This window comes from Geomonas oryzisoli (assembly GCF_018986915.1).
In the GTDB taxonomy this organism is placed as follows: Bacteria; Desulfobacterota; Desulfuromonadia; order Geobacterales; family Geobacteraceae; genus Geomonas; species Geomonas oryzisoli.
In genome coordinates this window covers 2,562,599-2,578,500 of sequence record NZ_CP076723.1, presented here as the reverse complement: position 1 = coordinate 2,578,500, position 15,902 = coordinate 2,562,599, and the positions used below count along the sequence as shown (strand labels likewise).

General features: G+C 61.3%; 12 protein-coding genes. 8 read left to right on the top strand and 4 right to left on the bottom strand.

Annotation, left to right across the window (positions count from 1 at the left end; all coding sequences use genetic code 11):
* Window positions 1-4 precede the first annotated feature (4 nt).
* From KP004_RS11295 to KP004_RS11275, 5 genes are all read left to right on the top strand, one after another.
* Complete coding sequence (locus KP004_RS11295; protein ID WP_183346446.1) at window positions 5-214, top strand: hypothetical protein; 210 nt, start codon at window positions 5-7, stop codon at window positions 212-214.
* Window positions 214-2,898 (top strand): [protein-PII] uridylyltransferase, encoded by a 2,685-nt coding sequence (gene glnD, locus KP004_RS11290; protein ID WP_216798648.1) that lies wholly within the window; start codon window positions 214-216, stop codon window positions 2,896-2,898. Before KP004_RS11295 ends, glnD begins: the two co-directional genes overlap by 1 nt.
* A complete protein-coding gene (gene xerD / locus KP004_RS11285) occupies window positions 2,898-3,776 on the top strand; it encodes a site-specific tyrosine recombinase XerD (RefSeq protein ID WP_216798647.1) in 879 nt (292 codons plus the stop codon). Before glnD ends, xerD begins: the two co-directional genes overlap by 1 nt.
* 349 nt (window positions 3,777-4,125) lie before the next feature.
* Window positions 4,126-5,325, top strand: coding sequence for a cofactor-independent phosphoglycerate mutase (locus KP004_RS11280; protein WP_216798646.1), 1,200 nt, complete (start codon window positions 4,126-4,128; stop codon window positions 5,323-5,325).
* Between the two features lie 271 nt (window positions 5,326-5,596).
* Entirely contained in the window at window positions 5,597-6,901 is a 1,305-nt protein-coding gene (locus KP004_RS11275; RefSeq protein WP_216798645.1) for an aminotransferase class I/II-fold pyridoxal phosphate-dependent enzyme, read from the top strand.
* Window positions 6,902-7,239: 338 nt separating this feature from the next.
* On the opposite strand, the gene lepB is transcribed toward KP004_RS11275, so the two are convergent.
* Both lepB and lepA read right to left on the bottom strand, forming a co-directional pair.
* On the bottom strand, window positions 7,240-7,911 hold the full coding sequence (gene lepB / locus KP004_RS11270; protein WP_216798644.1) for a signal peptidase I: 672 nt from the start codon (window positions 7,909-7,911) through the stop codon (window positions 7,240-7,242).
* Window positions 7,912-7,966: 55 nt separating this feature from the next.
* Entirely contained in the window at window positions 7,967-9,766 is a 1,800-nt protein-coding gene (gene lepA / locus KP004_RS11265; protein WP_216798643.1) for a translation elongation factor 4, read from the bottom strand.
* Window positions 9,767-10,009: 243 nt separating this feature from the next.
* Here lepA and KP004_RS11260 point away from each other — a divergent pair, with 243 nt between their 5' ends.
* Window positions 10,010-11,302 carry an L-cysteine desulfidase family protein gene (locus tag KP004_RS11260; protein WP_216798642.1) on the top strand — a complete coding sequence of 431 codons (1,293 nt, stop codon included), beginning with the start codon at window positions 10,010-10,012 and terminating at the stop codon, window positions 11,300-11,302.
* Between the two features lie 160 nt (window positions 11,303-11,462).
* Here the strand turns inward: KP004_RS11260 and KP004_RS11255 are convergent, their stop codons facing one another.
* A complete protein-coding gene (locus KP004_RS11255; protein WP_216798641.1) occupies window positions 11,463-13,106 on the bottom strand; it encodes a methyl-accepting chemotaxis protein in 1,644 nt (547 codons plus the stop codon).
* Between the two features lie 212 nt (window positions 13,107-13,318).
* On the opposite strand from KP004_RS11255, the gene KP004_RS11250 reads away from it, so the two are divergent.
* Both KP004_RS11250 and rocF read left to right on the top strand, forming a co-directional pair.
* Window positions 13,319-14,428, top strand: a complete 1,110-nt coding sequence (locus tag KP004_RS11250; RefSeq protein ID WP_216798640.1) for a putative NPN-dependent ornithine cyclodeaminase — start codon at window positions 13,319-13,321, stop codon at window positions 14,426-14,428.
* A 16-nt stretch (window positions 14,429-14,444) separates the two neighbouring features.
* On the top strand, window positions 14,445-15,335 hold the full coding sequence (gene rocF, locus KP004_RS11245; protein WP_216798639.1) for an arginase: 891 nt from the start codon (window positions 14,445-14,447) through the stop codon (window positions 15,333-15,335).
* An 86-nt stretch (window positions 15,336-15,421) separates the two neighbouring features.
* Here the strand turns inward: rocF and KP004_RS11240 are convergent, their stop codons facing one another.
* Window positions 15,422-15,805 (bottom strand): hypothetical protein, encoded by a 384-nt coding sequence (locus KP004_RS11240; RefSeq protein WP_216798638.1) that lies wholly within the window; start codon window positions 15,803-15,805, stop codon window positions 15,422-15,424.
* Between the last annotated feature and the right edge of the window lie 97 nt (window positions 15,806-15,902).

The following is a 15,902-nucleotide window of genomic DNA, read 5'->3' as shown; positions in this document are numbered from 1 at the left end:
GCAGGTGCTGATCGTTATGCGTAAGACGGCCGACGAAAAGGCCCAGGAAGAGATCAAGTCGTTCCTCATCGAGCGTGGCTTCGACATCCACCAGTCCACCGGCGCAAACCGGGTCATCATCGGCGTCATCGGCGACACCGAAAGCCTCCCCGAGGCCGACATCAAGGCCTTCCCGGGCGTCCTGCAGGTAGTGCGTATCGCCAAGGAAGAGTGATGCGCCTCAACATAAACGCATACCTTTCCGAGGCGATGAAGGGGGACGGCAAGAGCTTCGAGGAGAAGCGCGGCGCCTACCTCGCCGCCGCGCGCGAATTCCTGGAGCACTTCCGCGAGGAGTCCAAGCGTTCGCACCGGGAAGGGGAGGACGGCATCTCCGTGGTGCAGTCCATCACGGCCATGACCGACGCCCTGGTGACGAGGCTTTTCACCGCGCTCTCGGACGACCTGCAGATGCACAAGAGCGGCCAGCTCGCCCTGATCGCCGTCGGCGGCTACGGGCGGCGCGAACTGAACCCGTATTCCGACCTGGACCTGTTGTTCCTGTACAGCGGCAAGGACTCCAAGGTGGTGGAGGAGGCGGCAAACCGTCTTCTGTATTTCCTGTGGGACCTGCGCCTGGACGTCGGCTATTCGGTACGCACCATCGCCGACTGCGTTGACATGGCGGCCAACGACATCACCGTCAAGACGGCGCTTTTGGACGCGCGCCTGCTCATCGGCAGCGACCACCTCTTCGGGGAGCTGAAGAAGGTGATGGTGACCCAGGTGCTCGCCAAGAGAAGCGATGCCTTCATCAACGAAAAGCTCGAGGAACTCAGGAAACGGCGCGAGAAATACGGCTCCAGCGTCTATATCCTGGAACCCAACATCAAGGAAGGTGAGGGGTGTCTGAGGGACCTGCACACCGCGATGTGGGTCGCCAAGATCAAGTACAAGGTGGACGAGCCGCGCGAACTGGTCATGAAGGGGGTCCTCTCCGAGGAGGAGCTCGGCATGTACTACAGCTCGCTCTCCTATCTCTGGCGCATCCGCAACGAGCTGCACTATCTGGCCGGCAGGAAGAACGACCAGCTCACCTTCGAGGCGCAGACTTCCATCGCCCGCTTCTTCGGCTACGAGGACAAGGGGAAGACCCTTGCCGTCGAGCAGTTCATGCAGGACTTCTACCTGCACGCCAACCGCGTCGAGCACTTCAGTTCTCTCCTTATCACCAAGTGCAGCCAGCGCGAGGACTCCACCCGCAAGATCCTGGGCTACTTCACCCGCCGCCCGGTGGGAGACGGTTTCTACGTCATGAAGGGTGAGCTGGTGGTCCCGGACGAGAGCGTGATCGCCAAGGATCCGGTGCGGCTCATCAAGATCTTCGAGCACGCCCAGAAGCAGGGGGTGGCACTCGCCCTGGGCACCAAGACCCTGATCCGCAACAGCCTGGACCTGGTCAACGACAAGTTCCGCCGCTCCAAGGAGGCCAACGCCTCCTTCATCAACATCCTGCAGTCCGAGAAGAAGGTCTACGACACCCTGCAGCAGATGCACCACCTGGGCTTTCTGATCCGCTTCATCCCGGAGTTCGAGCGCATCTACTGCAAGGTGCAGCACGACGTCTACCACATCTACACGGTCGACACCCACACCCTGTTCGCGGTCGAGGAGATCGCCAAGCTGTGGCGCGGCGAGCACAAGGACACCCTGCCGCTTCTGACCCAGCTCGCCATGGAGATCGACAAGCGCTGGCTGCTGCTCCTCGCCGTCCTGTTCCACGATATCGGCAAGGGAGGAGGGGGCGGACACGCCGAGGTGGGCGCCGAGCTGACCAAGACCATCGCCCGGCGCATGGGGCTCATCAAGGAAGATTCGGAACGGCTGCAGTTCCTGGTGCGCCAGCACCTGCTATTGGCCCACATAGCACAGCGCCGCGACCTGCACGACGAGCGGATGATCATCCAGTTCGCGCGTCAGATGGAGAAGAGCGAGAACCTGAAGATGCTCTATCTCCTAACCTACGCCGACATCAAGGCGGTGGGGCCGGAGGTGTGGACCGAGTGGAAGGCGCTCCTGCTCCAGGAGCTCTACGACAAAGCCTTCACCGTGCTGGAGCGCGGCGACTTCAAACTGGAGGCGTCCGGGGACCGGGTGCGCCGGGTCAAGCGGACCGTCTTCGATCTCTTGGTGGACGACTACCCGGGGCAGCTCATCAAGGACGAGTTGCAGGCCCTCACCACGAGACACCTGCTCTCCTATACGCCGGAGGTCCTCTCCGGGCACGTGCGCACGCTGCTCGAGATGCCGAAGAAGCTTTTGGTGCTGCAGTTGTCCCACGAAGTGGACCGGGGCTATACCAATTGCACCATCTGCACCTATGACATACCGGGACTGTTCTCCATGATCACCGGTGTGATGGCGGCCAACGGCATGAACATCCTGGGCGCGCAGATCCACACCAACACCAACGAGAAGGTGCTGGACATCCTGCAGGTGAACTCACCCCAGGGCTTCGTGATCACCGAGGAAAGCCGTTGGAAGCGTTTTGAGACCGACCTGAGGCAGGTGCTGGAAGGCAAGGTCCGGGTGGGGCAACTGGTGGCCAAGCGCAACCGTCCCAGCATCCTCACCGAGAAGGCGAAGCCGACCGTGCCGGCGCGGGTGGAGATCGACAACGAGGTCTCCTCCGACTACACCGTCATCGACATCTACGCCCACGACAAGGTGGGGCTTTTGTACTCAATCACGAGCACGCTCACCAGGCTCGGGCTCTACATCGGCGTGTCCAAGATCTCCACCAAGGTGGACCAGGTCGCCGACGTGTTCTACGTGAAGAACATCTTCGGGCAGAAGATCTCCGAGCCTGCCAAGCTCGAGGAGATCCGCACCGAACTGCTCGCTGCAGTGGACGGCTAGTGGACCGCTACCTCGACCTGTTTCTGAATTACCTGGTGGTCGAGAAGGGGGCCGCCGCCAACACGGTGGCCGCCTACAGCCGGGATCTGACCCGTTACCTCGCGTACCTGGGGGATCGGGAGCCGAACCAGGTCCGGCCCAGCGACGTGACAGGATACATGGGGGATCTCAAAGGGAACGGGATCTCACCCAGGAGCCGCGCGCGAGCCCTTTCGGCGCTCAGGATGCTGCACCGCTTCCTGGTCCGGGAGGGGTACTGCGAGGTGAACCCGACGTCGATTGTGGAGGCACCCAAGGGGCTCCAGAAACTCCCGAACGTGCTCAGTTCGCGCGAGGTGGAGGCACTTTTGGCGTCGCCACTTGATACCGGCGCCATCGAACTGCGCGACAAGGCGATGCTGGAATTGCTTTATGCCACGGGGCTCAGGGTTTCCGAACTGGTGGGGCTGAAGATAGGCGACGTCAACATCGACGCCGGCTACCTGATGACCATCGGCAAGGGGGACAAGGAACGGCTGATTCCGATGGGGGAGAGCGCCTGCCAGGCGGTGGGGGAGTACCTGGAGCAGGCGCGCCAGGAGCTTTTGAAGCAGAAGAGTTCGTCGCTGCTCTTCCTGAGCCGACTGGGGGCGGGGATGACCCGGCAGGCCTTTTGGAACATCATCAAGAAGAGGGCGCTGCAGGCGGGAGTCAGGAGCGGCATTTCGCCGCACACGCTACGGCACTCGTTTGCGACGCACCTGTTGGAGAACGGCGCGGATTTGCGGAGCGTGCAGATCATGCTCGGGCATGCCGACCTCTCCACGACCCAGATCTACACCCACGTGACCCGGGAGCGGCTGAAGCGGCTGCACGAGAAGGTGCATCCGAGAGGATAAAACTAAAAACAAAAGCAGTTACGCGAAGAACGGAAAGTATCCGCGAAGCGCGCAAGGAAGGCTTGGTTTGGTTTTACACCAAAAGCCTACTTCGTGTCTTTGCGTGGCTTCCCTTCGCGTTCTTTGCGTAACTGCTTTTGACTTTTGAAGTTAAAAACAGGAACAAAAGCAGTTACGCGAAGAACGGTAAGTATCCGCGAAGCACGCTAGGAAGGCTTGATTTGGTTTAACCCCAAAAGCCTACTTCGTGTCTTTGCGTGGCTTCCCTTCGCGTTCTTTGCGTAACTGCTTTTGACTTTGACTCGCTTTTGAAGTTTGTGAACTCTATCAACTGGAAAAGGATACTGCTATGAAGTACGTTGTGTTGCTCGGTGACGGGATGTCGGACCAGCCGGTCGGGGCTTTGGAAGGGAAAACACCGCTGCAGGCGGCTAAGACGCCTAACATGGATTTCATGGCCAAGCGCGGCACGCTGGGCCTCGCCCATACGGTGCCGCAAGGCTACGCTCCGGGCTCGGACGTCGCCAATCTCTCCATGTTCGGCTACAACCCGGTCGACTGCTACACCGGCCGCTCGCCGCTGGAGGCTGCCAGCATGGGCGTGTCGCTGGGTCCCGACGACGTGGCCTTCCGCCTCAACCTGGTGCACCTGGAGGCCCGCGGCGGCAAACTGATCATGGAGGATTACTCCGCCGGCCACATCTCCAGCGCGGACGGCCGCGAACTGGTCGAGGAACTGCAGCGCCAGCTGGGTAACGACGAGTTCTCCTTCCACCCCGGCGTCAGCTACCGCCACCTCATGGTCTGGCACGGCGGCAGAACGCAGATCAAGATGACCCCGCCCCACGATATCTCCGGGCAGTCCGTCACTGAATTCATGCCCTCCGGCGAGGGCGCCGACAAGCTCATCTACCTGATGAACGCCTCGCAGATGATCTTCCACAACCACCCGCAGTACAAGCGCCGCGCCGCCGCAGGCGAGGTGCCGGCCAACTCCATCTGGCTGTGGGGACACGGCAAGGCCCCGGCCATGGACACCTTCGGCACGCGCTTCGGCCTCACCGGTGCCGTCATCTCGGCGGTCGACCTGATCAAGGGGATCGGCGTCTACGCCGGCCTCGACATCATCAACGTCCCCGGCGCCACCGGCTACCTCGATACCAACTTCGACGGCAAGGCCCAGGCCGCCATCGATGCGCTCAAGACGCACGATTTCGTATTCGTACATGTCGAGGCCCCGGACGAGGCATCCCACTCCGGTAAGCTCGCCGACAAGATCAAGGCCATCGAGCTCTTCGACGAGAAGGTGGTGGGGGCGGTGCTGCAGGGGGTGAAACAGTTCGGCGACTATCGCATCCTGTGCGCGCCCGACCATCCCACCCCGATCGCCCTGATGACCCACAGCTCGGATCCGGTTCCCTTCGTTATCTACGCCGGCGAGGAGAAGGAGAAGGTGGGCGTTGCCGGGTACGACGAGGCTTCTGCAGCTGCGACCGGGCTGAAGGTGGAACCAGGATACAAGCTGATGGAGATGCTGCTGAACCGCTAAGGAGTTCTTTCCTCACTCCGATCTCATCCCCTCCCCCCGGAGGGGGGAGGTCGGGAGGGGGGAGCTTGCATTCGACATCCGTTTCCCCCTCCCTAACCCTCCCCCTCCGGGGGAGGGAACTGGTGCTCAACAAAATCAGCGCCACCCCGGCTCCCCTTCACATTAAGCGTTGACAACTGGTTGGCCTCGGGTTTTAATGGTCAGTCTGTTACTTCCTATTCTCATCGGTCCTGCCCTCGGGCATATCACATTAAGCTTCAGGAGGAATTTGATGAATCCATTAGCCGCGGAGTTAAACGAGTCTCTGGCCCAGCACAGCCCCCATGTCCTGGAGATGCTGTCTGATCTCGGCAAGAACCTCTTCTTCCCCAAGGGAATCCTTACCCAGTCGGCTGAAGCCAAGGAAAAAGCCCACAAGTACAACGCCACCATCGGCATCGCCACTGAGAACGGCGGCCCGATGTACCTCTCCTGCATCCAGGACAAGCTCTCCTCCTTCGATCCGAAGGATATCTACCCGTATGCACCGCCGGCAGGCAAGCCGGAACTGCGCGCCCTGTGGCGCGAGAAGATGCTGCGCGAGAACCCGAGCCAGGTCGGTAAGCACTTCAGCAGCCCCATCGTCACCAACGCGCTCACCCACGGCCTCTCCATCGTTGCCGACATGTTCGTCGACAAGGGCGACCACCTGATCCTTCCGGACATGCTCTGGGGCAACTACAACCTCACCTTCGGCACCTGCAGCGGCGCCATCGTGAAGAAGTACCCGACCTTCACCGCCAACGGCGGCTTCGACGTGGACGCTTTCAAGGCCACCCTGCAGAACTCCGCCGAGGAGAAGGGCAAGGTCATCGTGCTCCTGAACTTCCCGAACAACCCGAGCGGCTATACCCCGACCGTCGCCGAGGGCGACGCGCTCGTCGCCGCCATCAAGGAAGTCGCCGAGGGTGGCTGCAACGTGGTCGCCATCACCGATGACGCCTACTTCGGCCTCTTCTACGAGGACAGCCTGAAGGAGTCCCTCTTCGGCAAGCTGGCCAACCTCCACCCGCGCATCCTTGCGGTCAAACTGGACGGCGCCACCAAGGAAGAGTTCGTCTGGGGCTTCCGCACCGGCTTCGTCACCTTCGCCGACGGCCACGATTACGAGAACGCGCCGGTGATGAACGCGCTCGAGAAGAAGGCCATGGGCATCATCCGCGCCCGTATCTCCAACTGCCCGCATCCGTCCCAGACCTTCGTCATCGAGGCGCTGCGTTCCCCCGAGTTCCTGAAGCAGAAGGAGGAGAAGTTCCAGATCATGAAGGGGCGCGCGCTGAAGACCAAGGAGGTCCTCAACAGCGGCAAGTATGACGCGGCCTGGGATTACTACCCGTTCAACTCCGGCTACTTCATGTGCCTCAAGCTGAAGACCGTCGATGCCGAGAAGCTGCGCCTGCATCTCTTGGACAAGTACGGCGTCGGTGCCATCTCCACCACCAAGACCGACCTCCGTATCGCCTTCTCCTGCATCGCCGAGCAGGACATCCCGGAGCTGTTCGACCTCATCTACAAGGGTGTGCAGGACCTGGCGTAAACGGCAGAACCTGTTCAACGTTCAACGTTAGAAGGTTAAAACCCTGAAAAACAAAGGCCCCTGACCGCATGCGCGACAGGGGCTTTTTCTGTTAGTTGCCTCACGCAAAGCGCAAAGAAAGGCTCTGTAAACAGGGAAAAGGGGATGAAAGGGATAAACAGAAAGACAAAGAGGACAGGCCGTTGGAGCCCGTGCCATGTTCTTTGGTCGTTATCCCCTTTATCCCCTTCATCCCCTTCATCCCCTTAAATAGGATGGGGCACAAAATGAAAAGGGCCCCTCTTGCTGCAGAGGAGCCCCTTTTGAGGAGAGGTCTAACGTCGAACGTTGAACGGCCGTTAGTCGATGAGCTTGCCGATGGCGCCGAAGCGGGGGCGCATCTTGTCCTTGTCCCAGGACCAGTATTTGATGAAGGCCAGACCCTTGATCTTGTCGTTCTTCACGAACCCCCAGAAGCGGCTGTCGTAGGAACGGTCGCGGTTGTCGCCCATCACGAAGTAGGAGTTGGGAGGAACGGTGACGGGATCCTTGAAGTCCCTCGGGTTGTACTCTTTGGGAACGGTATCCGGCTCCTTGTGCACTTCGTGCGGGTTCGCATAGAGCTTCCCGTTCACGTAGACGCGTTTGTTCTTCACCTCGACTACATCGCCGGGAACGCCGATGACGCGCTTGATGAAGTCCTTGGTCGGATCTTCGGGATACTCGAAGACGATGACATCGCCCTGTTTGGGGTCGCGGATCTTGAGGATGCGACCGTCGAGGCCGGGAATCTTGGTGCCGTAGATGAACTTGTTGACCAGCAGGTGGTCTCCGATGGCCAGGGTGTCTTCCATGGAGCCGGACGGGATCTTGAATGCCTGCACCACGAAAGTGCGAATGACCATGGCGAGCAGCACCGCGATTATGATCGATTCGATGTACTCGCGGACAATATGTTTGCCCTGGGCGGGCTTCACTTCTTTGGCCGGTTCGGCGGGTTTATCTTCGACAACGTTCTTGTAATCTTCCATTCTCGGTTGCGTCCTTTTAGGTGGATGGGAGGGGGTAAGCCTTCCTTGATTACGATTAACCTTCAACTTTAAGGATGGCCAAAAACGCCTCTTGCGGCAGTTCCACGTTGCCCACGTTCTTCATGCGCTTCTTCCCTTCCTTCTGCTTCTCCAGGAGTTTGCGCTTTCTGGTGATGTCGCCGCCGTAGCACTTGGCGAGGACGTCCTTTCGCATCGCCTTCACGGTCTCGCGGGCGATGACCTTGGTGCCTACCGCCGCCTGGATGGCGATCTCGAACATCTGGCGCGGGATCAGCTCCTTCATCTTGGAGACCAGTTCACGGCCTCTGTAGTAGGCCTTGTCCTTGTGGATGATCAGCGACAGGGCGTCGACCACCTCGCCGTTGATCATGATGTTGAGGCGTACCAGCTCACTCTGGCGGTAGTCCAGCAGTTCGTAGTCGAGCGACGCGTACCCTTTGGTGATCGATTTCAGGCGGTCGTAGAAGTCGAGGACCACCTCGTTGAGCGGCAGCTCGTAGACCACCATGACGCGGGTCGGGGTCAGGTACTTGATCTCGCGCTGCACGCCGCGCTTCTCCTCGCACAGGGCGAGGATGCCCCCCACGAATTCGTTCGGGACGTGGATCGAGGCCAGGATGAACGGCTCCTCGACGTAGGCGATCTCCTGGGTGGGCGGGAGCTGGTTCGCGCTCTGGATATGGACCATGTTGCCGTCGGTGCCGTGCACGCGGTAGACGACGGTGGGGGCGGTGGTGATCAGTTCGAGGTTGAACTCGCGCTCCAGGCGCTCCTGGATGATCTCCATGTGCAACAGACCCAAAAAGCCGCAGCGGAAGCCGAAGCCGAGCGCGAGCGAGGTTTCGGGGTCGTAGGAGAAGGAGGAGTCGTTCAGCTTGAGTTTCGCCAGCGCGTCGCGCAGGCTCTCGTACTGCGAGGTGTCGATCGGGTAGAGCCCGGAGAACACCATCGGCTTCACTTCCTTGTAGCCGGGGAGCGCAGCGTCGCACGGGTTGTGCACCAGGGTGACGGTGTCGCCTACCTTGGCGTCGGCCACTTCCCTGATCCCGGCGATGATGAAACCTACCTCGCCGGCGGTAAGCGCCGCCACTTCGCGCATGTCGGGAGAGAAGACGCCGGCCTTCAGCACCTCGTAGTTCTTCCGGTTCGACATGAGCTGGATCTTGTCGCCCTTTTTCACGGTGCCGTCCACGATGCGCACCAGAATGATGACCCCCTGGTACTGGTCGTACCACGAGTCGAACAACAGCGCCTTGAGCGGCTTGTTGGGGTCACCCTGCGGCGGCGGGATCTTCTTGACGATCTCTTCCAGGATCTCCTTGGTGCCGATCCCTTCTTTCGCGCTGGCGAGCACGGCGTCATGGGTGTCGAGGCCGATGATCTCTTCGATCTCCGCCTTGACCCGCTCCGGTTCGGCGGCGGGGAGGTCGATCTTGTTCAGCACCACGAAGACCTCGAGGTTCGCGTCCAGGGCCAGGTACACGTTGGCCAGGGTCTGCGCCTCGACCCCTTGGGAGGCGTCCACCACCAGCAGGCCGCCTTCGCAGGCGGTCAGCGAGCGGGAGACCTCGTAGGTGAAGTCGACGTGTCCCGGGGTGTCGATCAGGTTGAGGACGTAATCCTTGCCGTCTTCGGCCCGGTAGTTGAGACGGACGGTCTGGGCCTTGATGGTGATGCCGCGTTCCCGTTCCAGGTCCATCTTGTCGAGGAACTGGTCCTGCTTCTCGCGTGCGGAGAGGGTGCCGGTGAATTCGAGAAGACGGTCGGCGAGGGTGGATTTGCCGTGATCGATGTGGGCGATGATGGAAAAATTGCGGATATGCTCGAGTACCATATTGTCCTTTATCGGGCGGAGATTAACTCATGAAATATATAGATTCGACCTCTGATTGTAAAGTTATTTCTGGGGCTTTGAGCCGCAGCGCCGGCTGTCGTCGCGAGGGCGGTATTTCCACCTTGTTTGGGTGGAAATGCGTTGCTTTTGCCCGCGCCTTGCAGGTATAAAGGGAGCCGCAAAGAGCCACGTCTGTGCTCGCTGAAGCGGTCGGTTTGAACCCGCAGTGCGTTAGGAGAGGATATGGGGCTGTATCGAGAAGTGATCAAGCATGAAGTTTTCCCGGCGCTGGGGTGCACCGAGCCGATCGCCGTTGCCTATGCCGCGAGCCTCGCTGCGGCGCAACTGGACGGGGAACTGGAGCGGGTGACGGTGAGCGCCGATGCCGGCGTTTTCAAGAACGGCTTCGCCGTTACCGTCCCGGAGACCGGCGGGGTGAAGGGCAACGTGATCGCGGCCGCGCTGGGGGCGCTGATCGCCCGCCCGGAGCTGAAGATGGAGATCCTCTCTGGGACGCGGCCGGAGTTGTTGCAACAGGCGAAGCTGCTGGTGTCCGGTGGGCAGGCCTCGGTATCCCTGGCCGAGGCGCAGCGAGGCTTCTACATCGACGTCACCGTGGAGAAGGGGGGCAGAGTGGCGCGGGCCGTGCTGGCCGGCGGTCACACCAACCTGGTGCGGTTGGAGCGCGACGGCACCGTTCTTTTGAGCAGCGAACAGGAACAGGGGGGCGAGGACAGTCACCAGTACCGCGCAGCACTGAAGGAGATGACGCTGGCCCAGTTGGTGGACCTGCTGGAGGACGTGGACCAGGAGGACCTGGCCTACCTGAAGCGGGGCGTGGAGATGAACCTGCGGGTCGCCGAGGCAGGGAAGGCGCTCACCAAGGTGGGCTACTACGTCGAGGAACTGGTGCGCAAAGGCTTTCTCCTCTCCGACGTGGTCTCTTCCAGCAAGATCCTCACCGCCTCCGCCTCGGATGCACGCATGGCGGGGCTCTCCTACCCGGTCATGTCCAGCGGCGGCAGCGGCAACCAGGGCATCGTGGCCATCCTGGTCCCCTATAACGTGGGGCTCTTCTTCCGCATCCCGGAGGAGACCATCTTGAAGAGCATCGCGCTTTCGCACCTGGTGAACGCCTACATCAAGTGCCACACCGGCGACCTGGCACCCATCTGCGGCTGCGCCATCGCGGCCGGGGTCGGCGCCGCGGTCGCTATCGTGTACCAGCAGGCGGGCAAGGACCTCGCCAAGATGAACCTGGCCGTGAACACCATCATCTCCGACATCGGGGGGATGCTTTGCGACGGCGCCAAGGGGGGGTGCGCGCTGAAGGTCGTCAGCTCTACCGATGCTTCCATCCGCGCCGCCTACATGGCGCTTTCCGGCCATGGCATCACTGAGGAAGAGGGTTTCGTGGGGAGGAGCGCGGAGGAGACCATCCGCAACCTGAGCCGGATCACCGACCACGGCATGGCCCTTGCCGACCAGACCATGCTGCACATCATGCTGGAAAAGCAGGGTGGCTCGTCCACGTAGCACATCCCTGTTCCCCTGGTGCTCCATCGGCGCAGTCCGAGGTGCATCACCAAGGTCGCCGGCAACGGTAGTGCCTTCCCAACCTTGAAACGAAAACGGCGGCCGAATGAGGATTGACTCCCCATCAGGCCGCCGTCTTTCGTGTCAGCGTGTAATGTAATCAGGCCAGCCTGAATTGACCGACCAAGCGCTGCAGGTCCTGCGAGAGAGAAGCGAGGTTGCTGGCGGCGTTGGCGCAGGTATGCGCTCCTCGAGAGGTCTCCTGCACCACATCGGTGATCTGCATGATGTTGTTGGTGATCTCGCCCGTGGTCGCCGTCTGCTCCTCGGCCGCCGTGGCGATCTGGTTCACCTGCTCGGTAACCTCGCTGATCTGCCTCAAGATCTCCTGCAGCGACTCACCCGATTTGGCCGCCTCGCGGGTGCCGTTTTCCACCTCGCGCACGCCTTCCTCCATGGCTCCCACGGCATCGCGGGTTTCACTCTGGATCGACTTGATCATCTCGCCGATTTCGCGGGTGGCGCGGGTGGTGCGCTCGGCCAGTGCCCGCACCTCGTCCGCCACCACGGCAAAGCCGCGTCCCTGCTCGCCGGCCCGCGCCGCCTCGATGGCGGCGTTCAGCGCCAGGAGGTTGGTCTGGTCCGCGATATCTTCGATGGTCCCTATGATGGCGCCGATCTGGTCGCTGCGCTCGCCCAGCCCTGCCACGGTCGCCGCCGACGTCTTCACCTGATCCGCGATCCTGCTCATTACCTGCACGGTCTGCTCGACGACGGCCCTTCCTGCCTGGGCACGACCGGTTGCCTGCTCGCCGCCCTCGGCCGCCCGGTGGCAGCTCTGCGCGATGTCCGCGGAGGTGGCCGCCATCTCCTCGCTGGCGGTGGCCACGGTGCTGGTCTGGGACGCGACCTCCTCGGCCCCGGTGGCGATCTGCTCCGAGGTGCTGTGCAGGTCGTTGGCCGCGGAGGCGACCTGGAGGCTGTTGGCCACCACCTGGTTCATGGTCTCGTTTAATTTCTGCGCCATCTCGTTCACTTCCGCTGCCAGCATCCCCATCTCATCGCGGGTCGTGATGCTGGAGCGGGCGGTGAGGTCGCCGCCCGCCACCTGGGCCAGGGTGTCGAAGACCATCTGGAGCGGCTTGCTGATGGAGTTGGCAATGAGCAGACCCACCAGTCCCATGAACAGTGCGGCAACTGCGGTAAGGACCACCATGAAGATCTGCGAGGAGTGATAGGCCGCCAGATCGCGCTCATACAGGTCCTTGGCGTCCTTCTCGTTGCCCGCCACCAGTTCGCTGATCGCATCCGCCGGTTTCTTGTAGAGCGGCGCAACGGAGCCGGTTGCGAAGGCTACGGTTTCCTTGCGTGCTTCGACATTACCCACGCTTTGCTGGGTCATCTGCTGCAGCTTGGTTCCTTGCACCAGGTATTCGTCGTATCCCTGTTTGAACACGGCGATCAGGCGCTTCTCGTTGGCATCCAGATTGTATTTCAGAAACCTCGCTCGCGTTTCCTCGATACGCTGCTTTCGTACTTCTAAGTCGTCAGCCCTTGCCTTGATCAGGGTCGGATCCTCGAGCAGCATCATGTAAACCAGGTCCAGCCTGATCGCCAGAAGATCGTTCTTCATATCATTGAGCATGGCAACATGGATAACGGATGTGTTCATGTCCTCTTGATCCGCAGAGAGGGCCCCCATCTTCTGCAGGCTTGCTCCCGCTATGAGGACCAGCGTGACTACCGCGATGGCTACGAGGCAAAGAGACTTGGTTTTTACTTTCAGGTTCATCCAATAATTCATAGCAAGCTCCTTCTTGGTTTGCCCAAATCAGGCTTTCTGCAAAGATAGATAATGATATCGGTTCATCTGTGAGCGAACTTGAGAACGAATTGGTAAACTTCTATACAAGAGGAAAACAATGGAATCGATGTTGTCAGCGGATGCACCCGTGCTAAAGTTTGCAGTCGTCACGAAAGGCGAGTTTTCCACACTTGACACAAAAGGAGCAGCGTATGTCTCTTCATAGCGACGTGATCCCTTCGTACAACCCTCCAGACTTCCGCCGCCCCAAGCTGGCGGCTGCGCCGGCGGCCAAGACCGCGCCCGCACCCGCCGACGGCGTGCTCCCGGAGAACTACCATGCCACGTCGAACCACCCGGAGTACGTGCATCTCGGGGGAGGGGAGTGGCTGCTCGCGCCGCAGAGCCGGATGGACTGCGTCATGGTCCTGCGTGACAGGGAGATCGACGTGGTGGAGCCGCGCCGGGTGCGCCGGGGCGACCAGGTGGTGATCGGGCGGACCGAGAACGGCGAGGAGGGGATCTATCTCCATATCGGCGGCTTTTTGAATCTCGCGGAGCCCTTTGCCGACAAGTTCTCCTTCCGAAGCCGCGGCACCAGGGAGACCCCGTTTTCCCGCTCCTATGACGAGCTGTACCAGGTGCTGCGCCACGATCGCGACCACGGCTACATCGTCTGGGTCTTGGGACCGGCGGTGGCCTTCGACATGGATTGCCGGAACGCCATGCAGGGGCTGATCGAGGCGGGCTACTGTCACGCGCTCCTGGCGGGCAATGCCCTGGCCACCCACGACCTCGAGGCGGCGCGCTTTCGCACCGGACTGGGGCAGAACATCTACACCCAGGCCATCATGCCCATGGGGCACTACAACCACCTGGACATCATCAACCAGGCGCGCCAGGCCGGCGGCATCCCGCAGACCATCGAGAAGCTGGGGCTCGATGACGGCATCATGTACGCCTGCACCAAAAAGAAGATCCCCTTCGTACTGGCCGGCTCCATCCGCGACGACGGACCGCTGCCGGAGGTGATCCCCGATGCCTACCAGGCCCAGGACGCGATGCGGGTGCACGCCAGGAAGGCGACCACGGTCCTCGCCATCGCGACCCAACTGCACTCCATCGCCTTCGGCAACATGGTGCCGAGCTACCGGGTCGAGGGCGACGGGCGGGTAAGGCCGGTTTATTTCTACGTGGTGGATATGGCGGAGTTCTCGGTGGACAAGCTCGCCAACAGGGGATCGGCGCAGGCGGTGGGGCTTTTGACCAACGCGCAGGACTTCGTGGTGAACCTTTGGAACCACTTGAAGAAGCTCGGATAAGAGAAAGGCACACGTCATGGAAAACGGCATCAGGATGATAGGGGTACCGGTCGATCTGGGGCAGGAGCAGCGCGGCGTGGATCTGGGGCCGGGCGCGCTGCGCTATGCGGGGCTTTCGGCGCGGCTGTCGGAATTGGGTTACATCGTGGAGGACATCGGCAACCTGCCCGTGCCGGTGCGGGACGTGCTGGGTGCGGAACGGGAGCTGCGCTACCTCCCATCCATCCGGCAGGTCTGCGATACGGTGTACCAGGCCGGGCGCAGCGCCGTGACACAGGGGGTTATGCCCATCTTCATGGGGGGGGACCACTCCATGGCGATCGGTTCCATCGGCGGGGTGACCGACGAGGAGCCGTCGGCGGTGATCTGGGTGGACGCCCATGGCGATTACAACACCCCCGAGAGCACCCTGACCGGCAATATCCACGGCATGGCGCTGGCGGCCCTTCTGGGAGAGGGGTTCCCGGAGCTGGTCAACGTGGGGCGGGTCGGGGCGAAGCTGCACGCCTCGGACATCATCCTGATCGGGCTGCGTGAGCTCGATCCCCAGGAGAAGCTGCGTCTGCGCGGCTCGGGCATCAAGGCCTACACCATGCGCGACATCGACGAGCGGGGGATGGCCGCCATCGCGCACGAAGCGCTGGGCCGCCTGGCCCACCGCACCCGCCTGCACGTAAGCCTCGACCTGGACGGGCTGGACCCGCTCGAGGTGCCGGGGGTGGGTACCACCGCGCCGGGGGGGATCACCTACCGGGAAGCGCAGCTGTTGATGGAGATCATCGCCGACTCCGGGCTGCTACGTTCGATGGACATCGTGGAGATCAACCCCATCCTCGATCACAGCAACCGGACCGCCAAGATCGCAGTCGAGCTGGCCGCATCCGCCTTCGGGGCCTCCATCCTGTAGCGGCGCATACGGCTGGAAAACAAAAAAGCCTGCCCCGGTCGGGGCAGGCTTTTCTTATATAGAGGTATGCCGCCATGGCGGCGGCTTCAGCTGCCGAGGTTATGGTGCTTTACCACCGACAGTTTGTCCGCGATGAACATGTAACCTTTTTCGTACTTGGTGAACCTTCCGGTCGCCCTGATCTCGTCACCGACTTTCGGCGGCTGCGCCGGGTACTTCACCGGGATGTAGACTTTCTCGCATCCGTTTTTGCACAGCGCCTCTTTGAGATCCATGACGCCGATCACCGCTTTGTCGTACTGCGAGAAGCCGGCCATGACACCGGCAAGCGTGATGGTTTCGGTGAAGATCTGGGGATTGTTGCCGATCTCGCCAACGGTGACGGTTTTTACCTGTCCCACCTTGCTCACTGTCAGGGCCAGTGCCACGCCGAGGACGAGGGCTACCGCAATGATTACTGCCTTATTCACGCTCTTTCTCCTGGATTTTGTGCCTGTGCTGCGAGGCAGGCTCCCGTCGCTGTTTTACGTCGGTTACTTTAAGAAGTTTTAGTGATTTTTGTCAAGA